Origin of the sequence: Stenotrophomonas sp. 22692, from assembly GCF_052045015.1 — a bacterium.
Classification (GTDB): domain Bacteria; phylum Pseudomonadota; class Gammaproteobacteria; order Xanthomonadales; family Xanthomonadaceae; genus Stenotrophomonas; species Stenotrophomonas geniculata.
Genome location: NZ_JBQEMR010000017.1, coordinates 1 through 22,610 on the forward strand (window position 1 = coordinate 1; position 22,610 = coordinate 22,610).

The window sequence follows — 22,610 nt, forward strand, 5'->3', positions numbered from 1 at the left end:
GGGGGGGGGTATCTTGGTGCTTTTCCCCCCCCCCCCCCCCCCCCCCCCCCCCCCCCCTACCCCCCCCCCCCCCCCCCCCCCCCCCCCCCCCCCCCCCCCCTCCTCCCCACGGAACACCCCAGAGCCGCTTTGGCTTTGGCTTTGGCTTTGGCCTCTGCGGGTGCAGGGTGCAACCCTGCAAAGAAAAAGGCCGCCTTTCGGCGGCCTCACTTCTCTTTACTTCAGCTTGATCTCGCGCAGGCGTTCCTCGAGGAAGCCGTGGGCGGTGATCGCCTCCGGGTACCGGCTCGGGTTCTCCGGGGTGATGCAGGACGGCAGCACGTCGATCAGGAAGTCCGGGTTCGGGTGCAGGAAGAACGGCACCGAGTAGCGCGGCTGGCGCGCCAGCTCACCCGGAGGATTGACCACACGGTGGATCGTCGACGGATACACGTGGTTGGTCAGGCGCTGCAGCATGTCGCCGATGTTGACCACGATCGTGTCCGCGTCTGACGTAAACGGCACCCACTCGCCCTCATGCGACTGCACTTCCAGGCCCGCGGCGCTGGCACCGACCAGCAGGGTGATGAAGTTGATGTCGCCATGGGCACCGGCACGCACGTTCGGGATGTCGTCGGTGGTGATCGGCGGGTAATGGATCGGGCGCAGGATCGAATTGCCGAAGTTGGTCTTGTCGGCGAAGAAGTCTTCCGGCAGGCCGATGTGCAGGGCCAGCGCCGACAGCACGCGCGAACCCAGATTATCCAGCGCCTGGTACAGCCCGTAACCGCGCTCACGGAAGCCCTCGACCTCGGTCGGCCACAGGTTCGGCGCCATCACGTCACGATACTTGGAGTCGTCGGCGATCTCGCGACCGATGTGCCAGAACTCCTTCAGGTCGAAGTGCTTGGAGCCCTTGGCGGTCTCCACGCCGAAGGGGGTATAGCCGCGGGCGCCGCCGCTGCCGGCCACGTGGTACTTGCGCTTGACCTCCTCCGGCAGGGCAAAGAAGGCCTTGAAGGCATCGTAGGCAGCGTCGATGTCGGCCTGCGGGATGCCGTGGTTGCGGATGCCCGCGAATCCCCATTGGCGGTAGGCCGCGCCCAGCTCGGCCACGAAGGCCTCGCGGTCGCTGTCAAAACGGGTGATGTCGAGGGTGGGGATCTGGCTCACAGCGGTTCCTGGCTTGTCGTTGGGTCTGGGAGGGCCAGCGCATTCATGGCCCACCTGAACATTGTGACAGATCGCCCCGGGGACGCCACTCGATACGAAGAAACAAACCGATACAATGCGCAACCCGCGCGCGGATTAACGATTCCGTCACAACCGGGACTCCCGCCCTGTTCCACCTGCCCCCTCCGTCCTTCATGCGTCCTGCTGCTCCTTCTGCCGACACCTCCCTGCCCTCCGGCCCGGCACGCCATTGGCGACGACTGGCCTGGTGGTCGCTGTTCGTGGCCGGCAACGCATTGCCGGCCATGGCGATCACGCTCGGCAACGTGCCGTTGGCCGACAACCCGGGTGGCAGCGTGGGCCTGGCCTATCTGGCCGTCGCCCTGCCCGGCCACCTGCTGGCCTTCGGCGCCCTTGCCGGCCTGCTGCCTCTGCTGCTGGGCCTGTGGCCGCGCAGCGCACGCACGCTGAGCATCAGCGCCGTGCTGCTGCAGGGCCTGTGGCTGTGCCTGTTGCTGGTTGATGCGAAGGTTTTCACTCTGTATCGGTTCCACCTCAATGCCATGGTCGTGAACATGGTGTTCGGCGGTGCGCTGCAGGACCAGGTCGCGTTGTCGTGGAAAACCTGGCTGCAGGCCGGACTGCTGGTAGCCGCCATCTTCGCTGCCGAAGGCTTGTTGGCCTGGGCCTGCTGGAAGCTGCTGCCTGCCCCGCCGCGCCGCCGCCGGGTCCTGCAGGCCTGGGCCGTGGTTGCACTGCTGATGGCCGGCGGCCAGGTCGCCACGGCCTACTACGATGCCCGCGGCGACCGCGACGTCATCGCGCAGTGGAACTACCTGCCCTGGGCACAGCCGATCACCGCCAAGAGCTTCATGCGCAGGCTCGGGGTCATCAGCGAACAGCAGGCCGGCCTGCCCGACCCGCGCCATGCGCAGCTGCTGTATCCGCTGCACCCCCTGCGCTGCCAGAACCCACACCGGCCGAATGTGCTGATGGTGGTGCTGGAGTCGCTGCGTCAGGACGCCATGACCCCCGAGCTGATGCCCAACACGACGGCACTGGCCCGGACCGCGCGCGTGTACGACCAGCATTTCAGCACCGGCAATGCCACCCGCTACGGCCTGTTCGGCCTGCTCTACGGCCTCCCCGGCGGCTACTGGCAGAGCATGCTGGACGAACAGCGCGGCTCGCAGCTGTTCCAGGTGCTGGGCCAGCAGGGCTACGACCTGCACCTGTACGGCAGTGCACCGCTGTACAGTCCGGAGTTCGATCGCACGGCCTTCGCCGACGTGCGCGACCAGCTGCACCAGGGCCCCTCCGCCCTGACGCCCGACAAGCGTGACGCAGCCATCGTCGCCGCACTGCAGACCGACATCCGCACCAGCCAGGCCGCGCAGCGCCCGTGGTTCGGCTTCGTGTTCCTCGACTCCACCCACGCCGGCTACCACCTGCCCACCGGCTACCCGCCGGTGGCCACACCGATGGCCAAGGAGATCGACTTCCTGTCCTTCGGACCGGACCACGACCCGACGCCGGAGCTCAACCGCTACCACACCGCCGTGCACTACGCCGACAGCCTGATCGGCTCGCTGCTGGACGACCTTCGCGCGCAAGGCCTGGCCGACGACACCATCGTGCTGGTCACCGGTGACCATGCCGAAGAGTTCAACGACCTCAAGCTGAACTACTGGGGCCACAACGGCAATTTTTCCGACTACCAGTTGCAGGTGCCGTTCGTGCTGCACTGGCCCGGCCAGGCCAGCGGCCATGAGGCGCGCACCAGTTCGCATGAGGACTGGGTGCCGACGTTGATGCGCCACGCACTGGGCTGCGAGAACGCATTGAGCGACTTCAGTACTGGCCAGGACCTGCTGGCGGCACCCACCACCGGCAAACGTGCGCTGGTGGTGGAGAGCTGGTCGCAGCGCGCGGTACGCCATGGCGATGCCATCTACGTATTCGACAAGTTCGGCAACGCCACCGCGCTCGACCGGCACTACCGCCCGCTGCCGCAGCAGGCTCCGGACGCCGCCGCCATCCGCTCCGCATGGGAAGCGCTGACCCGCTTCCGCAACCGCTGATTTTCAAGGGCCGATCCTGCATGAACCGTCCGCTGCGCATCCTGCATACCGAAGCCGCCAAGGGAATGGGCGGGCAGGAGATCTACATCTTCCGGCACATGCAGGTGATGCGCGCGCGTGGCCATGAGGTGTCGTTGCTGTGCCAGCCCGATGCGCGCCTGGCCACACTGGCACGCGATGACGGTTTCACCGTGCATACGCTGCGCATGGGAGGCCTGGCGCGCCTGCTGCGTGGCGTGTGGTCGGTATCGCGACTGGTGCGCCGCGAACATTACGACGTGGTCAATACCACCAGCCGCCGCGATGCGCTGATCGCCGCCGCCGGTGCACGCCTGGGCGGCACGCCGCTGGTGGTGCGCTCGCGCCATCTGATGAGCCCGGTCAATTCGCTGCTGACCTATACCGGGCTTCCACACCGGGTATTGACCGTCAGCAGCTTCGTCAAGCAGCTGCTGGCCGACCGCGGCATTCCGACCGAGCGCATCGGCATCGTGCCGCCGATCGCAGTTCCGCCGCGCTGGAGCGAGATCCGCAAGGCCGATCCCTGGCAGTGCCTGCAGGAGGTGCGCACGCAAGTACGTGCCGAGCTCGGCTTCGGCAAACAGGACATCGTGGTCGGCTGCGTGGCGGTGCTGCGCGAGCCCAAGGGCCACGCCGACCTGATGCAGGCGATGGTGCCGTTGTGCAAGGCCAACCCGGACCTGCACCTGGTGATCGTCGGCGATGGCCAGGCCGTGACGGAACGACTGCAGGCGATGTGCGCCGAGCACGGGCTGCAGCGCCAGGTGCACCTGCTCGGCTACCGCGATGGAGCCTGCCGGCTGATGGCCGGCTTCGACATCTTCGCACTGGCCTCGCACAAGGAAGCAGCCGGCACCGTGTTCCTGGAAGCGGCTTACGTGGGCGTACCGATCGTGGCCACGCGAGTGGGTGGCGTGCCGGAGATGGTGGTCGATGGCAGCAATGCGATCCTCACCCGTTTGGGTGACAATGCCGCCCTGACAGGTGCATTGCGCCTGCTGGTGGACGACCCGGAACGGCGGCGGCAGATGGGGCGCGCTGGCTGGGACTGGATGCACGGCGCACATCGCTTCACGCCGGACGGCCACGGTGAAGCCACCGAGCACTACTACCACCAGTGGCTGAAGGAGCTGGGACATGGCTGATGCGCGAACCGTTCCGGTGCTGATGCACCACCATGTCAGCCCCTCGCCGGGCATGATCACCGTGTCGCCGGAAAACTTCGAAAGCCAGATCGCGTGGCTGGCAGGCAATGGCTGGACCTCACTGACGCTGGACCAGTACGCAGGCTTCCTGGCCGGCAAGCCGGTGCCGCGCAGGTCGATCGTCATCACCTTCGACGATGGCTACCTCGACAACTGGGTGTATGCCCATCCGATCCTGCAGAAGTACGGCATGCATGCGGTGGTGTTCGTGGTCACCGGCTGGATGGGCGAAGGCCCGGAACGTCCGCACGCGGGCATTGCCGGGGCGACGCTGCCGCCGACGCCGGACCATCGTGGCTGCGAAGCAGCGATCTACGAGCAGGACCGCAGTGACGATGTGATGATGCGCTGGAGCGAAGCACGTGCGGCCATCGCCGCCGGCACCTTCGAAGTGCATTGCCACACCCATACCCATACCCGCTGGCTGCGCCGCGACGATCTGGACCGTGCGCAGCGCCGCGCAGGCCTCAGCCGGGATCTGGCGATCTCGCGCGAAGTCCTGCAGGACAAGCTCGGCGACGTGTCCGATACGCTGTGCTGGCCGTACGGTGATTTCGACCAGGATCACATCGAAGTGGCGCGCGAGCAGGGCTTCCACTACCTGCACACCACCCACCCGTTCGGCCGCAACGTGATCGGCGGCGACCCGGAACGCATCTATCGTTTCGCGATCCGCAACCGGCCGGCCAACTGGCTGCGCAAGCGCATCCGCCTGAGTTACAACCCGCTGATCGCGCCGCTGTTCAATGGGTTCAAGGCACGCCAGAAAAAGATGGTGCCGGGGCCGTAGGCGCGACACAGCCCTGCCCGCAAACAGAGAACGCCCCGGGATTCCGGGGCGTTTTTTTTCCTGTACCGACGGGCAGGCGCCTCAACTGGCGGCTTCACGCACCGCAGCGGACAAGCGGTCCAGCGTCTGCTGCATCAGCGTGGCGTCATCGGCCTCCACGGTGACCCGCACCACCGGCTCGGTACCGGACGGACGCAGGAACGCGCGGCCACGGCCGGCTACGGCCTGCTGCGCCACAGCCAGCGCGGACTGCACGCTTTCAGACTGCACCGTGGCCTTGGCCGAGACATTGCCCAGGCGCACGTTGACGGTCTTCTGCGGCACCCGTACCAGGCCCTTCAGTGCCTGGCGCAGGGTCTGCCCACTGTTGCGCAGCGCGACCAGCACCTGCAGGGCGCTGACAATGCCATCGCCGGTGGTGGCCCGGTCCAGGCACAGCAAGTGGCCCGAGGCTTCGCCACCGAGTACACCACCGCCCTCGACCAATGCCTGGTGGACGTAGCGGTCACCGACGTTGCTGCGCACGAACGGGATCTGCAGATCGGCGAAGGCCTTCTCCACACCGTAGTTGCTCATCAGCGTGCCGACCACCGGGCCGCGCAGGCGGCCTTCGTCCTTCCAGGCGCGGGCCAGGATGTACAGCAGGTCATCGCCGTCGACCGGGTTGCCCTGGTCGTCGGCCATCAGCACACGGTCGCCATCACCATCGAAGGCGATGCCAAGATCGGCGCGGGTCTCGCGGACCTTGGCCGCCAGGTTGTCGATATGGGTGGAGCCCACGCCGGCGTTGATGTTGACGCCATTGGGCTCGGCCCCGATGCCGATCACTTCGGCACCCAGTTCGCGGAACAGCAGCGGTGCGATCTGGTAGGTGGCGCCGTGTGCGCAATCCAGTACCAGGCGCACGCCACGCAGGTCGAACGCGCGCGGCACGCTGGCCTTGCAGAACTCGATGTAGCGGCCGACCGCCTCGCGCGCGCGCGACGCCTTGCCCAGCTTCTCCGATTCGGCGGTGGTGAACGGAATGTCCAGCGCCGCTTCCAGGGCCAGTTCGGTGGCGTCGTCGAGTTTCTCGCCCTGGGCGGAGAAGAACTTGATGCCGTTGTCGTAATGCGGGTTGTGCGAGGCGCTGATGACGATGCCGGCGTCCACACCCAGCGTACGGGTCAGGAATGCCACCGCCGGGGTCGGCATCGGGCCGAGCAGCTGCACGTCGGCACCGGCGGCCACCAGGCCTGCTTCCAGAGCCGCTTCGAACATGTAACCGGAAATGCGGGTGTCCTTGCCGATCACCACGATCGGCCTGCGCCCGTCCTGGCCGCGCTGGGCGACCAGGACACGGCCCAGGGCGTTGCCCAGGCGCAGCACGAAGTCGGCCGAGATCACGCCCTGGCCGACCCGCCCACGGATGCCATCAGTACCGAAGTACTTGCGGCCTCCCATCAAGCCACCTCCGGCGCCGGCTGACGGCCCAGCATCGCCAGCAGATCGGACAGGCGGTCGCGCATCTCGCGGCGGTCGCAGATCTGGTCGATGGCACCGTGCTCCAGCAGGAACTCCGAACGCTGGAAGCCTTCCGGCAGCTTCTCGCGCACGGTCTGCTCGATCACGCGTGGGCCGGCGAAGCCGATCAGCGCCTGCGGTTCGGCGATGTTGATGTCGCCCAGCATTGCGAACGAGGCCGATACGCCACCGGTGGTCGGGTGGGTCAGCACCGAGATGTACGGCAGGCCAGCTTCACGCAGCTTGCCCAGCGCGGCCGAGGTCTTGGCCATCTGCATCAGCGAGAACAGGCCTTCCTGCATGCGCGCGCCGCCACTCTGCGAGAAGCACACATACGGGGCACCGATCTCGACTGCGGTTTCGGCGGCCAGCGCGAAACGCTCCCCCACCACCGAGCCCATCGAGCCGCCCATGAAGGCGAAGTCGAACGACGAGGCCACCAGCGCACGGCCCTTGAGCAGGCCGCGCATGGCGATCAGCGCGTCATATTCGCCGGTGTTCTTCTGCGCGATCTTGATGCGCTCGCTGTACTTCTTCTGGTCCTTGAACTTGAGCAGGTCGGTCGGCCCCAGGCGCGCACCGATCTCGGTGGTGCTGTCGGCGTCGAACAGGGCGGCCAGGCGCGCGCGCGCGCGGATCGCCATGTGGTGGCCGCACTTCGGGCAGACCTCCAGATTCTCTTCCAGTTCCGGACGGTACAACGCGCTGCCGCAGTTGCTGCACTTTTCCCACAGGCCCTCGGGGACACTGCGCTTCTTGCTGGGGGTGTTGTCGGTGCGGATGCCGGACGGCATCAACTTGCTGAGCCAACTCATGCGGGAGGACACTTCCGTTCAGGGCGGCCCAAGGGCCGCAAAGGCGGACAGTCTAGCTCCGCTTTCCCCGCCCGTGCACCCCCTTGCCGGCCACGGGGCAGCCTGAAAAAACCATGCTGGGACGTACGTTTAGGTGCTGGGTCGTGCCGGCCGCTGGCCGGCAGCCCTTGCATGCGAGCCGTCAGGAGGATGCCGGCCAGCGGCCGGCACCACCGTTACGCATCCAGCGCCTGCCGCAGCGGGGCCAGGAAGGCTCCAGCGCGCTGCGCGGCCTCTTCAGCCGAGCCCGCTTCGGCCAGCACCGCCACCAGTGCACTGCCGACCACCACGCCATCGGCCTGGCGCGCCATCGCCGCCGCACTGGCCGCATCCTTGATCCCGAAGCCAGCCACCACCGGTACCGAAGCGCGCGCACGCAGGGCCTGCAGGCGGGCGCTGGCAGCATCACTGTCCAGCCGCTCGGACGCGCCGGTGACACCGGCAAAGCTGACGTAATAGAGATAGCCACGGGCCAGCGCCAGCAGCTTGTCGGCACGTGCCTCGCTGGTGGTCGGCGAGGCCAGCAGCACCAGCGCCAGGCCGGCCGCATCGAAAGCCTGCTGCGCTTCACCGGCTTCTTCCGGCGGCAGGTCGACCAGCAGCACACCATCCACACCGGCCTCCACGGCCGCCTTGGCGAAGGCGGCGTAGCCGTGGATCTCCACCGGGTTCAGGTAGCCCATCAGTACTACCGGCGTCTGCGCGTCACGCTCTCGGAACTGCGCCACGGCCTGCAGCACGTAGCGGCTGCCCGCCCCGCGTGCCAGTGCACGTTCGGAGCTGCGCTGGATGGTCGGGCCATCGGCCATCGGGTCGGAGAACGGCACGCCCAGTTCGATCACATCGGCGCCGGCATCGACCAGTGCATGCATGACCGGCACGGTGGCCTCCAGCGAGGGATCACCGGCAGTGATGAAGGGAATCAGCGCCTTGCGCTGCTGCTCGCGCAGTCGCTGGAAACAGGCATCGAGTCGGGATACAGGCATCTCAGGCACATCCTTCAATCAGTTCAATCGCATCGCTGGTCCCCCAGTACATCCGGGTGACCTTCCCTTCAAACAGTTCCAGGCGGATGCCCAGGTCCGAACCCGGGTCCTGCCAGGTGAGGTACTCGCCCTGGTCACCGTCGTAGGCATGCGGGCTGGACACCGGCGGTTTCGGGAACTGGGCCACGGCCTGGGCTCGGGTCATGCCGATGCGCAGGCCGAACGGCCCCGGCTGTTCGACCGGCAGTTCCGGCTCATCGCCCGGCTTCAGATCAAAACGGACCACGCGGTCGTCGTCGGTCATCATCGACACGCCCGGCGGCAGCCCCTTGCCGTCGTAGTACTCGCAGTCGCCTTCGAAGAATTCCTTCGCGCCCTGCGCCTTCCAGGGACCCAGCGCCTTCAGGTCAGTCATGTGCTGGCCAACCAGCACGTCACCGGCATGGTCCAGTGCCACCGAAGCCACCGCAGGCGCGTCATCGCCGCTCGTCCCTTCTTCGGAGGGGGCATCGACAATGGGCGTACGCGCCATCGGGTCAAGATCATCGTTGGCAGCCTGCTGCACAGGCTGCGTGGTGGCCTTGGCGGCCGGTGCCAGCACCGGCGGCTCCGGCGGCTGGCACGCGGCCAACCCCAGTGCCAGCAGCAGCACGCCACTGTTCCGCAGCAGCGCGCTCACAGCACCAGCCCTTCGCGCGCGGCGATGGTATGCACGTCCTTGTCGCCACGGCCGGACAGATTGCAGAGCACGATCTGGTCACGCGGACGCTCACGCGCCAGCTTGATCGCCTGCGCCAGCGCATGGCTGGATTCCAGTGCCGGCAGGATGCCTTCGGTGTGCGCCAGCAGGTGGAAAGCCTGCAGCGCTTCCTCGTCAGTGATGCCGAGGTACCGTGCACGACCGGTATCGGCCAGGAATGCGTGCTCCGGGCCGACGCCCGGGTAGTCCAGGCCGGCCGACACCGAGTGGGTCTCGATGATCTGGCCGTCGTCGTCGCACAGCACATAGGTGCGGTTGCCGTGCAGCACGCCGGGGCGACCCGCCGCGATGGAGGCGGCATGGCGACCGGTGCTGATGCCATCACCGGCAGCTTCGGCGCCGACGATATCGACCTGGCGATCGTTGAGGAAAGCATGGAACAGGCCGATGGCATTGCTGCCACCGCCCACGCAGGCGGTGATCGCATCGGGCAGGCGACCGTATTCGGCCAGCATCTGCTCACGCGCTTCGCGGCCGACGATGGCGTTGAAGTCACGCACCATGCGCGGGTACGGATCGGGGCCGGCCACGGTGCCGATGATGTAGAAGGTGTCCTGCACGTTGGTCACCCAGTCGCGCATCGCTTCGTTGAGCGCGTCCTTCAGGGTGGCCGAGCCGGAAGTGACCGGTACCACCGTCGCGCCCAGCAGCTTCATGCGGTAGACGTTGATCTTCTGCCGCTCGATGTCGGTGGCGCCCATGTACACCACGCATTCCAGGCCCAGGCGCGCGGCAACCGTGGCACTGGCCACGCCATGCTGGCCGGCACCGGTCTCGGCAATGATGCGCTTCTTGCCCATGCGCGCGGCCAGCAGCGCCTGGCCGATGGTGTTGTTGATCTTGTGCGCGCCGGTGTGGTTCAGGTCCTCGCGCTTGAGCAGGATCTGCGCGCCGCCGACGTGATCGCTCAGGCGCTGGGCGTGATAGATCGGGCTCGGCCGGCCCACATAATGCGCCAGGTCGCGGTCATAGGCCGCCTGGAATTCGGGGTCCTGGCGGGCCTGGTCATAGGCCTGGGCCAGTTCCTGCAGCGGGCCGACCAGGGTTTCGGCAACGAAGCTGCCGCCGTAGCGGCCGAAGTGGCCCTGGGCATCCGGGAAGGCGTGGTAGTCGGCAATGGGGGAGGCAGACATGGATACGACCGGTGGTTCAGACAGGTGGATACTCTAGCGCACGGGTCGTGACCGGAAAATGGATATTATCTGGCGCATACCGTCAGGAAATCTCACATGAACCGTTCCCTGCTTCCGCCGCTCAATGCACTGCGCGCGTTCGAGGCCACCGCACGCCTCGGTGGCGTGGGCCGCGCCGCACAGGACCTGCACGTCACCCACGGTGCGGTCAGTCGGCAACTGAAGCTGCTGGAGGATCATCTGGGCCTGGCACTGTTCCAGCGTGCCGGCCGCGGGCTGCGCCTGACAGCGGCTGGCACCCGCCTGCAGGCGGCGTGCAGCGAGGCCTTCGGCGGGATCGAGGACTGCGTGCGCGAGCTGCGCCGGCCAGCGGCCTACCCAGCACTGGTACTGGGCTGCAGCGGCAGCGTACTGGCGCGCTGGATGATTCCGCGCCTGCCCGTGCTGCAGGCCGCCCTGCCCGGCGTGCGCCTGCAGTGGTCGGCGCTGGATGGCAGCTTCACCGAAGCACAGGCGGCGCTGGACGCCGTGCTGCTGCTGGCGCAGGGTCCGTGGCCACGGGGCTGGCAGGTCCGCGAGCTGGCACCGGAGCGGGTGGGCGTGGTGGTGGCCCCGTCACATCCGGCGGCGCAGCGCCTGCGGCAGGCACCGCCCTCGGCACTGCTGCAGGAAACAGTGCTGCACACCAGCTCGCGGCCACAGGCGTGGCCGGCATGGGCGCAGGCACATCGCCTGGACCCAGCAAAGCTGCAGCTGGGCACCGCTTTCGAACATCTCTATTACCTGCTGGAAGCAGCAGTCGCCGGGCTGGGCCCGGCGATCGCGCCCGAGCCGCTGGTAGCCGAAGATCTGGCAGCAGGCCGGCTGGTCGCACCGTGGGGGTTTGCCGCCACCGGCGGCTTCTGGGTGCTGGCACGGCCGGATGGCCCGGCCGATGCAAGGGTGGACGCCCTGGCCGAGTGGGCAGCAGCGCAACTGCGATGAGACGAGGCCCCGGGCGGCATTCACCTCCCGGAGCCGGCAACGCAGGCCTCAGCGACCGCCCATCGCGACCCGCTGCTGCTCCTCATGCACCTGCTGCTGGTGCGACGGATCTGCCAGCAGCTTGGCACTGGTCTGCTCCAGCGACGGCGGCGCCTGGGCCAGATCGACAGCGGTGCGGAAGCCCGGCGTCGTGCCCATCACGAACGCCTTGCCATCCTGCACCGTGATGCTCTGCAGCTTGTCGGCCGCGTCGATACCGTTCTGCTTTGCATGCAGGGTGATATTGGCCGCAGCCTCTTCGGAAAACACGCTGGGAAGCTTGCTGCGGACGGCGTTGTGCAGTGCGTGGTCCGGATGCGATGCATCGTTCAGCGACGGCCCCTTCGGCGCAGCCGCTGCAGGTTCATGGCCCTGCGCACGGCCCGCCGCCAGTGCGGCAGTGGTCTGGCGACCGACAATTCCATCGGCCGCCAGCCCCTGCTGCTTCTGGAACGCGATCACCGCTTCGCGGGTGTGGTCACCGAAACGGCCATCCTCCGACAACCGATGGCCCTGCGCATCACGCACGCCGAGCTGATTGAGGGTCTGCTGCAACGCCTGCACGTCGGTGCCACGCTGCCCCTGCTTCATCACCTCGCTGGCCGCAGGGTGTGATGCAGCCGGCTGCACGGTGGCGCCAGGCCGGGACAGCGCAGGTTCGCCATTGCCATGCAGCGGCGCGCGCACCTGGAATTCCGGCTTCGGTGTCAGCGCACCAACGATGCGGGTGCTTCCGCCATCCCAGTACCCGCCCGGCCGGATGGTGACTTCGGCCGGCCCCGTGCTTCCCTGCGAACCGATGAACTGGATGTTTCCCTGCGCGTCGTAGCCTTTGAAAATACCGACATGCTGGCCCTGCGACGAGGAGAACATCAGGATGTCGCCCTGCTTCAGCGATCCGTTCGGCTTGCGTGCTTCGGCAGCCGAGGTCACGTCGAAATGCTCGCGTGCGTAAGCGGTCGTGTTCGCGCCATTGAACAGCGTCGAGGTAGTGAACCCCGCGGCGTTCTCGCCACGCACGTCGTAACCCGCGTTCTTCAGGCCACGCCATACGAATGCCGAGCAATCCACGCCCAGGCGTCCGTCACCATCGAGATCACGCTCCAGCCGGCTGCTGTCGCGACCGGGACGCGGATGGTCGGGGCGCCCGTATTCGTACTGGCGGCCCGAGGCCATGAAATGCTGATAGGCCTCGTTGTAGAGCGCGGCACTGCCGACTGCAGCCGCGGTCTGGCCCGCCGCGGGCGCAGCTGCCGAAGGCGTCTGTACCTGCGTTTGGGCCTGGGCCTGCACGGGCGTGGCCGCCTGTGCGCGCGTGGGTGGCTGCTGCGTGGCAACCTCACCCGGCTGCCAGCCCTCGAAACGGCGAATGCCGTCGGCCAGCACTTCACGCTCGCGCACGCTCATCTGGCCGACGGTCTTCGAACGCAGATCGACACCCTGGCGATCGCCTTCGGCATAGATGGTGGCCGCCTGCTCCTTGTGGTGGGTGGTGCCGCTGTAATCCTTCGTGGAGTAGCTCGGCAGCATTTCCTCCACGGTCTTGTCGCCGAACCGGCGTTCGAGCAGCTGGATCTTCGCCACCCGGCCCGCTTCATAGCTTTCGAAGACCGCGTTGCCCCATTGGTCGAGATCGACCACGCCCTTGTAGCGCCCCTGCGCCGATTCCAGCGCCTGCTCGCGGGTACGCGGATTGGTCACCGTCTTGTCCGCGCTGCCGGCGAATTCAAACTTGAGATTGCCAGGATTGTTGTTGCGCCACGAGACGCTGCCACCTGATCGTTCGATGACACTGCCATCGTCCATTTCCAGCGTGCGCGTGGTACCTACGCTGCTGACCAGCCGGGTGATTTTTGGATCCGACATGAGCTGTTCCTTTGCCAGTGGTTGATTGGACCGCTCCCCTGGCGGTGATTACATTCCGTTGGAAAACACGTCGAGCACGTCCGCACTGACCCAGCCCTGTGCGCAGTTCCCGGCGTAACGTCCCGGCGCCGCCGCATGGCAGGCCTCGCCCCCTGTGCTGGCCAAGCCAGTGATCGGCCTGTCGCCATAGGTGTCACACAACGTGTTGCCCTTGCACTTGCCGACCGTCGCGGCGGGAACCGCAACGACGTAATAGAACAGGGGATTCTGTCCGGTGCGCCCGATGCCCTGCACGCAGACCAGCTGCCCCTTCGACAGCTTCGCGGTCACGCTGGCCTTGCTGCCGGTGGATGGCACCGCATTCAACGTTTCCACGCCTTTGGCGTCGGCTACGCCGGCGAAGAAACCCTGGTCGCCACAGTCCGGCGACAGTTCAACATCGTAGAAATCGCCGCTGTCCACATCACCGGCCGTGCAGCCGCTGCCCGTACTGGCGTTGCTGCATTTCACGCCACTGGCCTGAATCAGCGCAGCCAGGCCGTCGGCAGCCGGAGCCGTGGCCGGCGCTGCGGCAGGTGCGGCCGCCGGTGCTGCAGCGGCCGGTGCCGACGCTGTCGGGACGGATGAGTCACCGGCCGCACATGCGCCCAAGGCGAGCAGCAGGCCGGGCACGAGCGTCAGGCGGGCCAAGCCGAGACGGTGGGAAGAAAGATGGGGCATATCCATTGCGTCCTCGTTCGAAAGGTAGGGCATATCTCAAGGGTGCGGCCAGCGACACGCACACGGCATCGCACCCGGCCAGGTAAGGCTGGGCGCATTGTGTCCGATCAGATGTTCGGGGGGTGTCGACTTTTTGGCGCTGGAACCTGAATTACCCGGAAGCGTGACTCCCATCACACTAAGGTGACGCGGATCACTCCAGAACGGTGCAATCCGCGCGACGCACTTCCTCGACGAAGGTGCGCATCCTGTAGCCATCCTTGATGCCCGGCTCCAGTTCGATGCCACTGGAGACGTCCACGCCCCACGGCAGCGTCGCCAGCACGGCGTCGTAGACATTTTCCGGGTTCAGGCCACCGGCCAGCAGGAACGGCCGGTGCAATCCGGTCGGAACGCGGCCCCAGTCGAATGCCACGCCGGTGCCGCCGCCACCACCCGGGGCGTGGCTGTCGAACAGGAAGCCGGCAGCGCTGGGATAGCGTAGCTGCAGGGTGCGGGCGTTGACCTCTTCACGACCCCCCATGGCGATCGCCTTCAGGTAAGGCATGTTGAAGCTGCGGCAGAAGCTCTCGTCTTCCTCACCGTGGAACTGCAGCAGGGTCGGCCGCACCGTGCGCAGGACCTCGCGCACTTCTTCCTTGCTGTTGTTGCGGAACAGCGCCACCACGTCGACCATCGGTGCGATCGCCTGGCGCATCGCGCGGGCCTCAGCCGGTGCGACCCGGCGGCTGCTCTCGCGGGCAAAGATGAAACCCACTGCGTCCACGCCCAGCTCACCGGCCAGGCGGACGTCGCCAGCACGGGTCATTCCACAGAACTTGATGCGCGTACGGTAGTAGGAACGGCTCATAGCGTGACCTCGGCGGGCAGATGCCAGTTGTCGGGGTACAGGGGCCCAAGGAACACCAGGCCCTGCGGCGGTGCGGTGGGACCAGCTACGGTGCGGTCGCGCCCGGCCAGCAGTTCGGCGATCCATTCCACCGGTTTTTCACCGCTGCCCACCAGGATCAACGATCCGACGATATTGCGGACCATGTGATGAAGAAATGCATTGCCACGTACTGCGACTTCGATCACTTCGCCATCGCGGCTGACCTGCAACGACTGCAGTTCACGCCGCGCATGCAGCGCCTGGCACTGCACCGAACGGAACGCGCTGAAGTCGTTCTCGCCAAGCAGGGCCTGGCCGGCGGCGTGCATCAGGGTCTCGTCCAGCGCCCGGCGCTCCCAGCTCAGGGTCTGCCGGTCCAGTGCCGGCCGTACCTCACGGTTGAGCAGCCGATAGCGGTAGCGGCGCGCACGTGCGGAGAAGCGGGCGTGGAAATCATCGGCCACCGGCACGCACCAGCGCACCGCGATCGAGCGCGGCAGGCGGGTGGTGGTGCCGAGCATCCAGGCGCGCGGATCGCGCACCACGTCGGTATCGAAATGCACGACCTGGCACTGGCCATGCACGCCGGCATCGGTGCGGCCGGCGCAGACCACCTGCAGCGGCGCATCAGCCACCGATGACAGGGCCTGCTCGAGGCTGGCCTGCACGCTGGGACCACCCTCGCCCAGGTTCTGCCAGCCCCTGAAATCGCTGCCGTCGTACTCGACGCCAAGCGCATAACGCATGTGCTACCTCGATGTTGCGGATGGGGCGGCGCTCAGGCCGGATCGCGTTCGGACCAGACCGCCAGTTCGTTGCCACCGGGCTCGACGAACTGGAAGCGGCTGCCACCGGGGAAGGAGAACACCGGGCGCACGATCTCGCCGCCGGCGTCGCGCACGGCGGCCTCGACCGGTGCCAACTGGTCGGCATACAGCACCAGCAGCGGTGCACCGCTGTCGCTGGCCCGCTGCGGCTGGCCGCGGAAGAAGCCGCCCTGCAGGCGGCCATCGTCGAACGCCGTGTAGTCGCTGCCGTAGTCGACAAACGACCAGTCGAACACCTTCTCGAAGAAGGCGCGGCTGGCGGCCGGGTCGCTGGACGCGAATTCAACGTAGTCGATGCGGCGTTCGCGGCTCATGGCAAGGCCCTTGTCGGCAGGTTCGGTCACGGCAGGCGCGCCAGCAGTTCGCGGGCCTGGGCCTGGCTGTGCAGGTCGCCGCCTTCGGCGACTTCCAGCAACAGGGTGCGCGCGGTCTGTGCGTCGCCCAGATCGAGGTAGGCAATGGCCAGTTCCAGGCGCTCCTGGCCGGCACGTGGCGACCAGCCCGCGTCGCCGGCAGGCGCAGCCGCGCTCGACGCGATGTCGTCGGAATGAGAGGCCTCGACGGCGCCATGGTCGATGCCGTCGATGGCTTCGCGACGGGCGGCGTCCACCGGAGCCTCGTTCTCATGCGCGTCGGCCGGCAGATCGAACACGCCGCGGAACTGCGGCTGCTGTTCGGCATGCAGTGCGTAGTCCGGCACCACCACTTCGACCGGCGCCTGCGGTGCAACGCGCTCGTCCTGCAGCGGCTCGGCGACGACACCCTCGTCGCCGGTGGTTGCGGGATCGTCCCAGCGCGGCAGATCGGTCACCGCTTCGGGCAATGCCACCGCGTCCTCCTCGCGCAGCCTGTCGGTCTGCCAGCCGGCCCGCGCCAGGTCCTCGGCAACGGGTTCGGCGACCACCACGTCATGCACTTCGGTTTCGGTGGCCCAGGCGGGCATCGCCGGTTCCTGGCGGCCATTGTCGGCAACAGCCGACGACCATGAGGACTGCTCGGCCAGCGTATCCAGCGCCGCACCCGCCGGCACCGCCGCGGTCAGGCCGGCGGCATCGTCTTCCTCACGCAGCGGCGGCAGCGGCGACGGCTTGCGACGACGCAGCAGCCAGGCCGCGCCCGCCGCCAGCAGCAGTACCGGCAGCCCCAGCCAGTACCACGGCGTTGCCGCATCGCGGGCATCCGGTGCCTGCGCCAGGCGCTGCTGCGCGGCGGCCAGGTCGTTGTCCTTCATCGCGATCAGCGACTGCTGCTGTTCCTTGAGTTTCTCAAGGTCGGCCACGCGCTGCTTCAGCTCGCCGATCTCGGCATCGCGGGTGGCGATGTCCTCACGCGCCTGGCGCAGTTGTTCGTTGCCCAGCATGTCACCCTCGCTGCCGGCAGCGGTGCCGGTGGTTGTGCCCGCGTGCGCGGCGTCGGACGCCAGCGCCGGAGCGATCTCAAGTCGTGCCCCGTTGGCGGCAGGCGGGGAAGAAGCGTTCGTGGTTGCGGCCTTGGCGACCGGGGCGACGGTACCCGCGGGTTGCGGCACGGTACGCGCCTGCCGCCATTGCGCAGCGTGCTCGCGCACGAGCGTCGCCGCTTCGGCAGCGTCGACCGCAGCAAGCGCATCGCTGCCTGGCATGCGCAGCACCGCCCCCTGCTTGAGCAGGTTGACGTTGCCCCGGATGAAGGCTTCGGGATTGGCACGCAGCAGGGCGATCATCGCGCGGTCGCGACTGACCTGGTTGCCACGTGCCACTGCACTGGCGATCTGCGACAGGGTCTGCCCGCGCTGCACGGTGATGCTGCCATCGGCCGCCGGTGCAGCAACCGGCGCGGAGGCCGCACGCGGGCGTGCCGGTGCAGGCACCACCGCAGATGGCGGCGTAGTGGGCGTCTCTGCTGCCGGCACCGTTGCCGAAGCCGGTGCAGGTTCGCGCACGATGGTATTGGAGAGCGTGCCGGCCGGTGCGACGATCTCCGGCTCGGCCACGGCCAGCGCACTGGGCGGCGCATCGACCAGCGCCGAGTACTCACGCACCAGGCGGCCCTGACCCCAGTCGGCTTCGATCAGGAAGCTCAGCGACGGCGTCTCCACCGGCGCCTGCGAGGTGACGCGCACCACTGCCCTGCCCTGCGTGTCGCGGGTCAGTTCGAACTGCAGTTCACTGACCAGTCCGGTTGGCCGCTGCAGGCCGACACGTTCGAAGGTGACCGGTGAGGCAAGCGCCACCCGCAGGTTTTCCAGCTCGGACGGATCGGCCGAGACCACCGGGATTTCAGCCAGCAGGGGCTGGCCCGGCTTGGACAGGACCCGGATGTCACCCAACCCCAGGGCGAGCGCCGAACTGCTGGCCAAGGCGAGCAGTGCGGCGGACAGATAGGTGAGCGGGCGCTTTGCGCCCTTGGCCCGTTTATTCATGGGCGACACTATAAAGCGTGCGGACCGGGGTCCGCACCCATGTAGAGCCGAGCCCATGCTCGGCTGCATGGCCTGAGCCGAGCGTAGGCTCGGCTCTACAGAAAAGGCCGGGGATTGCCCGGCCTCTCCATCAGCGCTGCTCGGCGGCGACCAGCTCGGCCAGCTGCACGGCATTCAACGCCGCGCCCTTGCGCACGTTGTCCGACACGATCCACAGGTTCAGGCCGCGCGGATGCGACAGGTCTTCACGGATACGGCCGACATACACCGCATCGGTGCCCGAGGCATGGGTGACCGGAGTCGGATAACCACCGGCTTCATGGCGGTCCACCACTTCAACGCCCGGCGACTGTTCCAGCAGCGCGCGCGCTTCGGCCACGGTCACCTTGTCGCGGGTTTCGATCGCCACCGATTCGGAGTGGCCGTAGAACACCGGCACGCGCACCGCGGTCGGGTTCACCAGGATGCTGTCGTCACCGAGGATCTTGCGGGTCTCCCAGATCAGCTTCATCTCTTCCTTGGTGAAACCGTTGTCCTGGAAGTCATCGATGTGCGGGATCAGGTTGAAGGCGATCTGCACCGGGAAGCGCTGCGGATCGATCTCCTGGAAGCTCAGCAGCTGGCCGGTCTGCTTGCCCAGTTCCTCGGTTGCCGAACGGCCGCCGCCAGACACCGACTGGTAGGTGGAGACGTTGATGCGCTCGATGCCGTACTTGCGGTGCAGCGGTGCCAGTGCCACCAGCATCTGCATGGTCGAGCAGTTCGGGTTGGCGATGATGCCGCGCGGACGGTTGGCGACCTGCTCCGGGTTGACCTCGGACACCACCAGCGGCACGTCATCGTCGTAACGGAAGGCCGAGGAGTTGTCGATCACCACAGCGCCCGCTGCTGCGAACTTCGGCGCGTATTCCTTGGACACGCTGCCGCCGGCCGAGAACAGGGCGATCTCGACGCCGCTCGGATCAAAGGTAGCCAGGTCCTGAACCTTGACCTTCTGGCCGTTGAACTCGATCTCGCCGCCGGCCGAACGCTCGGAAGCGAGAACGCTCAGGGTACCGACCGGGAAATCACGCTCGGCCAGGATCGACAACATGGTCTCGCCGACCGCACCGGTGGCACCGACGACGGCGACGTGGAAACTGCGCTGTGCATTGCTCATGGGGGAAACTCTCACGAAAACGGGAATGGGGAAGAAACACGCACGACAGCTGGGTTCGGGGAACCTCCTCAAGCGGGGCGCGCGGAGGTTCCCTATCGTTTCCCGGTTTTTTTGCCCAGAGTCACGCGCGCGGCCATCGCCGCGTCAGCGTTGATCGCGCTCGGCATGCGCGACAGGCCGCCGTCCAGGCCGAGCCCGGCAACCAGATTATCCACGGCCAGCTGTACCATCGCCGTGCGCGTGGCCAGCGAGGCGCTGCCGATATGCGGAGTCAGCACGACATTGCGCAGCGCCAGCAGTTCGGGGCGCACCTTCGGCTCGCCTTCGTACACATCCAGGCCCGCTGCGGCAAGGCGACCGTTGGCCAGCGCATCGGCCAGCGCGATCTCATCAACCAGGCCACCACGGGCGATGTTCACCAGCGTTGCCGACGGCTTCATCTTCGCCAGCGCGACGGCATCGATCAGATGGTGCGAGGCCGGCGTGTACGGCAGCACCAGCAGCAGGTGGTCGGACTGTGCCAGCAGCGTATCCAGGTCCACATAGGTGGCGCCCACTTCCGCTTCGGTCGCGGCCGGCAGCTGCGAGCGGTTGTGGTACAGCACCTTCATGCCGAACCCGTGTGCACCGCGGCGGGCAATGCCCTGGCCGATGCGGCCCATGCCGAGGATGCCCAGCGTGCTGCCGTGGATGTCGGCACCGAGCATGGTCTGGAACGACCACTGCTGCCACTGCCCTTCGCGCAGCCAGCGCTCGGATTCAGTGATGCGGCGTGCAGTGGCCATCAGCAACGCGAAGCCGAGATCGGCGGTGGTCCCGGTCAGGACGTCCGGCGTGTTGCTGGCGAGAATGCCGGCGGCGCTGAGCGCGTCGACATCCAGGTTGTTGTAGCCGACGCCGACATTGGCGATCACCTGCAGCTGTGCGGCGTCGGCCACCTGGGCCGCACCAATGCGCTCGTTGAGCGTGATGATTGCGCCGTCGGCGCTGGCCAGCTGTTCGGCGATCTGATCGGGCGACCAGGCGGTGACAGTGTCGGTGCTGCGCAGCTGTACGCGATCGCGCAACGGCGCGATGGCCGCGTCGATCAGCGGCTGGCTCACCCACACCGTCGGCCGCGTGTCAGCCATCGATCTGCCCGGGAATGCGCGGGGTGATCGTGCCGACATCGCCACACTGCGCGCGATGACGCAGCGCCTGGTCCATCAGCACCATCGCCACCATCGCCTCGGCGATCGGGGTGGCACGGATGCCGACGCAGGGATCATGGCGGCCGGTGGTGACCACCTCGACCACGTTGCCGGCCGTGTCCAGCGACGGGCCCGGCAGGCGCAGGCTGGAGGTCGGCTTCAACACGATCGAGGCGACCACCGGCTGGCCGGTGGAAATGCCACCGAGGATGCCGCCGGCATGGTTGCTGGCGAAGCCCTGCGGGGTCAGCAGGTCACGGTGCTCGGTGCCCTTCTGCGCTGCGCTGGCGAAACCGTCGCCGATCTCCACACCCTTCACCGCGTTGATGCTCATCAGCGCAGCGGCCAGTTCGCCATCGAGCTTGCCGTAGATCGGCTCGCCCCAGCCCGGCGGCACGTTGTCGGCGACCACGTCCACGCGCGCACCGACCGAATCACCGGACTTGCGCAGCGCATCCATGTACGCCTCCAGTTCCGGCACCTGTGCGGCGTGCGGCCAGAAGAACGGATTGTCTTCCACCGCCGACCAGTCGAAACCGGCCGGCGTGATGTCGCCCAGCTGCGACAGGTAGCCACGCACGGTCACGCCGAAGCGCTCGGCGAGCCACTTCTTGGCGACCACGCCGGCGGCCACGCGCATGGTAGTCTCGCGTGCCGAGGAACGGCCGCCACCGCGCGGGTCGCGGATGCCGTACTTGTGCCAGTAGCTGTAGTCGGCATGACCCGGCCGGAACTGCTGGCCGATGTTGGCGTAGTCCTTGCTGCGCTGGTCGGTGTTTCGGATCAGCAGCGCGATCGGAGTGCCGGTGGTCAGGCCCTCGTACACGCCGGACAGGATCTCGACCTCATCGGCTTCGCGACGCGCCGAGGTGTGCCGGCTCTTGCCGGTTGCGCGACGCTGCAGGTCGTGGGCGAATTCGGCCGCGTCCAGCGCCAGCCCCGGCGGGCAACCATCGATCACGCAGCCGATGGCCGGCCCGTGCGACTCGCCGAACGTGGTGACGGTGAACAGCTTGCCGAACGAATTGGAGCTCACGGGCGCTGCGCCGCCAGTTCGGTGATGCGGGCGCTGTGGGCGATCAGTTCGCGGCACTCGACCGCGAAGATGCCCATCTGGCCAACCTTGAACTCGATCCAGGCGAAATCGACTTCCGGCAGCAGCTTGACCAGATGCTGTTCGGACTCGCCCACTTCACAGATCAGCAGACCGTCTTCGCTCAGGTGCAGCGGGGCATCGCGCAGGATCTTCAGCACCAGGTCCAGGCCGTCATCGCCGGCACGCAGACCCATCTCCGGCTCGTAGGAGTATTCCTGCGGCAGGGCATCGGTCTCGTCGTTGGTGACGTACGGCGGGTTGGTGACGATCAGGTCGTAGTGGCGGCCGGTCAGGCCGTTGAACAGGTCCGACTTGAGCAGGGTGACGTTGTGCGCCTGCAGGCGTTCCTTGTTCTCTTCGGCCAGCGACAGCGCGTCGTCGCTCAGGTCGACGCCATCCACTTCCCAGTTCGGGTAGTAATGGCCCATGGCGATGGCGATGCAGCCCGAACCGGTGCAAAGATCCAGCGCGCGGCTGACATCGCGGCCGGCCAGCCACGGCTCGAAGCCGCATTCGATCAGTTCGGCGATCGGCGAACGCGGCACCAGGGCGCGCTTGTCGCTCTTGAAGCTCAGGCCGGCGAACCAGGCCTCACCGGTCAAGTAGGCGGCCGGGATGCGTTCATCGATGCGACGCTGGAACAGTTCCAGCACGCGCAGCTTTTCGGCCTGCAGCAGGCGCGCCTGGCCATAGGCCGGGCCCAGATCGTGCGGCAGGTGCAGGCTGTGCAGCACCAGCTGGGTGGCCTCGTCCAGCGCATTGTCGTAGCTGTGACCGAAGGTCAGCCCGGCTTCGTTGAAACGGCTGGTGCCGTAGCGGATCAGATCGATGATCGTGTGGAGTTCGGCGGCCGTTTCAGCGGTCATGGCGGTACTGCGGGCAAAGTGGCCCCCGATTATAGGGGCTGGCGCCCGCGGCGGCATCCGTTGCGGCAGAAACGATCGGGCCGCAGCCGGTATGATGGAGCCCACT

Annotated in this window: 20 protein-coding genes; 4 read left to right on the top strand and 16 right to left on the bottom strand. The window is 67.4% G+C overall.

Going from position 1 to position 22,610, the window contains the following annotated elements:
• Positions 1-216: 216 nt before the first annotated feature.
• Positions 217-1,152: an isopenicillin N synthase family dioxygenase gene (locus tag ACTJJM_RS13320; RefSeq protein WP_010483082.1), complete on the bottom strand. Its 936-nt coding sequence runs from the start codon at positions 1,150-1,152 to the stop codon at positions 217-219.
• A gap of 194 nt (positions 1,153-1,346) precedes the next feature.
• Between ACTJJM_RS13320 and ACTJJM_RS13325 the strand changes: the two genes are divergently transcribed.
• From ACTJJM_RS13325 to ACTJJM_RS13335, 3 genes are read left to right on the top strand one after another with little or no spacing between them, the layout of a single operon-like run.
• Positions 1,347-3,233, top strand: a complete 1,887-nt coding sequence (locus ACTJJM_RS13325) for a DUF3413 domain-containing protein (protein WP_440865753.1) — start codon at positions 1,347-1,349, stop codon at positions 3,231-3,233.
• A 20-nt stretch (positions 3,234-3,253) separates the two neighbouring features.
• On the top strand, positions 3,254-4,399 hold the full coding sequence (locus ACTJJM_RS13330; RefSeq protein ID WP_440865755.1) for a glycosyltransferase family 4 protein: 1,146 nt from the start codon (positions 3,254-3,256) through the stop codon (positions 4,397-4,399).
• A complete protein-coding gene (locus tag ACTJJM_RS13335) occupies positions 4,392-5,249 on the top strand; it encodes a polysaccharide deacetylase family protein (protein WP_053443340.1) in 858 nt (285 codons plus the stop codon). The genes ACTJJM_RS13330 and ACTJJM_RS13335 overlap by 8 nt, the downstream gene beginning before the upstream one ends.
• Before the next feature lie 81 nt (positions 5,250-5,330).
• On the opposite strand, the gene glmM is transcribed toward ACTJJM_RS13335, so the two are convergent.
• The 5 genes from glmM to trpB form a co-directional block, all read right to left on the bottom strand.
• Complete coding sequence (gene glmM, locus ACTJJM_RS13340; RefSeq protein ID WP_010483073.1) at positions 5,331-6,692, bottom strand: phosphoglucosamine mutase; 1,362 nt, start codon at positions 6,690-6,692, stop codon at positions 5,331-5,333.
• Positions 6,692-7,567: an acetyl-CoA carboxylase, carboxyltransferase subunit beta gene (gene accD / locus ACTJJM_RS13345; RefSeq protein WP_005410473.1), complete on the bottom strand. Its 876-nt coding sequence runs from the start codon at positions 7,565-7,567 to the stop codon at positions 6,692-6,694. The genes glmM and accD overlap by 1 nt, the downstream gene beginning before the upstream one ends.
• Before the next feature lie 215 nt (positions 7,568-7,782).
• Positions 7,783-8,592 carry a tryptophan synthase subunit alpha gene (trpA, locus tag ACTJJM_RS13350; protein ID WP_010483070.1) on the bottom strand — a complete coding sequence of 270 codons (810 nt, stop codon included), beginning with the start codon at positions 8,590-8,592 and terminating at the stop codon, positions 7,783-7,785.
• A 1-nt stretch (position 8,593) separates the two neighbouring features.
• On the bottom strand, positions 8,594-9,271 hold the full coding sequence (locus tag ACTJJM_RS13355; RefSeq protein WP_043400989.1) for a hypothetical protein: 678 nt from the start codon (positions 9,269-9,271) through the stop codon (positions 8,594-8,596).
• Positions 9,268-10,485 (bottom strand): tryptophan synthase subunit beta, encoded by a 1,218-nt coding sequence (gene trpB, locus ACTJJM_RS13360; RefSeq protein WP_010483065.1) that lies wholly within the window; start codon positions 10,483-10,485, stop codon positions 9,268-9,270. Before trpB ends, ACTJJM_RS13355 begins: the two co-directional genes overlap by 4 nt.
• 96 nt (positions 10,486-10,581) lie before the next feature.
• Here trpB and ACTJJM_RS13365 point away from each other — a divergent pair, with 96 nt between their 5' ends.
• Positions 10,582-11,469, top strand: coding sequence for a LysR family transcriptional regulator (locus ACTJJM_RS13365; protein ID WP_010483064.1), 888 nt, complete (start codon positions 10,582-10,584; stop codon positions 11,467-11,469).
• A gap of 48 nt (positions 11,470-11,517) precedes the next feature.
• Here ACTJJM_RS13365 and ACTJJM_RS13370 read toward each other — a convergent pair whose 3' ends face one another.
• From ACTJJM_RS13370 to prmB, 10 genes are all read right to left on the bottom strand, one after another.
• Positions 11,518-13,374, bottom strand: a complete 1,857-nt coding sequence (locus ACTJJM_RS13370) for a C40 family peptidase (RefSeq protein ID WP_010483061.1) — start codon at positions 13,372-13,374, stop codon at positions 11,518-11,520.
• Between the two features lie 48 nt (positions 13,375-13,422).
• The gene (locus ACTJJM_RS13375) at positions 13,423-14,100 is read right to left on the bottom strand and encodes a hypothetical protein (RefSeq protein WP_010483059.1); all 678 of its coding nucleotides are present in this window, start codon (positions 14,098-14,100) and stop codon (positions 13,423-13,425) included.
• A 187-nt stretch (positions 14,101-14,287) separates the two neighbouring features.
• Positions 14,288-14,944: a phosphoribosylanthranilate isomerase gene (locus tag ACTJJM_RS13380; protein ID WP_010483057.1), complete on the bottom strand. Its 657-nt coding sequence runs from the start codon at positions 14,942-14,944 to the stop codon at positions 14,288-14,290.
• A complete protein-coding gene (gene truA, locus ACTJJM_RS13385; RefSeq protein WP_010483055.1) occupies positions 14,941-15,711 on the bottom strand; it encodes a tRNA pseudouridine(38-40) synthase TruA in 771 nt (256 codons plus the stop codon). The genes ACTJJM_RS13380 and truA overlap by 4 nt, the downstream gene beginning before the upstream one ends.
• Before the next feature lie 32 nt (positions 15,712-15,743).
• Positions 15,744-16,106, bottom strand: coding sequence for a VOC family protein (locus ACTJJM_RS13390; RefSeq protein WP_032952441.1), 363 nt, complete (start codon positions 16,104-16,106; stop codon positions 15,744-15,746).
• Between the two features lie 26 nt (positions 16,107-16,132).
• Entirely contained in the window at positions 16,133-18,193 is a 2,061-nt protein-coding gene (locus ACTJJM_RS13395) for a FimV/HubP family polar landmark protein (RefSeq protein ID WP_043400992.1), read from the bottom strand.
• A gap of 130 nt (positions 18,194-18,323) precedes the next feature.
• Positions 18,324-19,352 carry an aspartate-semialdehyde dehydrogenase gene (locus ACTJJM_RS13400; RefSeq protein ID WP_010483049.1) on the bottom strand — a complete coding sequence of 343 codons (1,029 nt, stop codon included), beginning with the start codon at positions 19,350-19,352 and terminating at the stop codon, positions 18,324-18,326.
• Between the two features lie 92 nt (positions 19,353-19,444).
• The gene (locus tag ACTJJM_RS13405) at positions 19,445-20,482 is read right to left on the bottom strand and encodes a 2-hydroxyacid dehydrogenase (RefSeq protein WP_010483047.1); all 1,038 of its coding nucleotides are present in this window, start codon (positions 20,480-20,482) and stop codon (positions 19,445-19,447) included.
• On the bottom strand, positions 20,475-21,578 hold the full coding sequence (gene aroC / locus ACTJJM_RS13410) for a chorismate synthase (RefSeq protein ID WP_010483045.1): 1,104 nt from the start codon (positions 21,576-21,578) through the stop codon (positions 20,475-20,477). Before aroC ends, ACTJJM_RS13405 begins: the two co-directional genes overlap by 8 nt.
• Positions 21,575-22,504 (bottom strand): 50S ribosomal protein L3 N(5)-glutamine methyltransferase, encoded by a 930-nt coding sequence (gene prmB, locus ACTJJM_RS13415; protein WP_010483043.1) that lies wholly within the window; start codon positions 22,502-22,504, stop codon positions 21,575-21,577. The genes aroC and prmB overlap by 4 nt, the downstream gene beginning before the upstream one ends.
• Positions 22,505-22,610 lie beyond the last annotated feature (106 nt).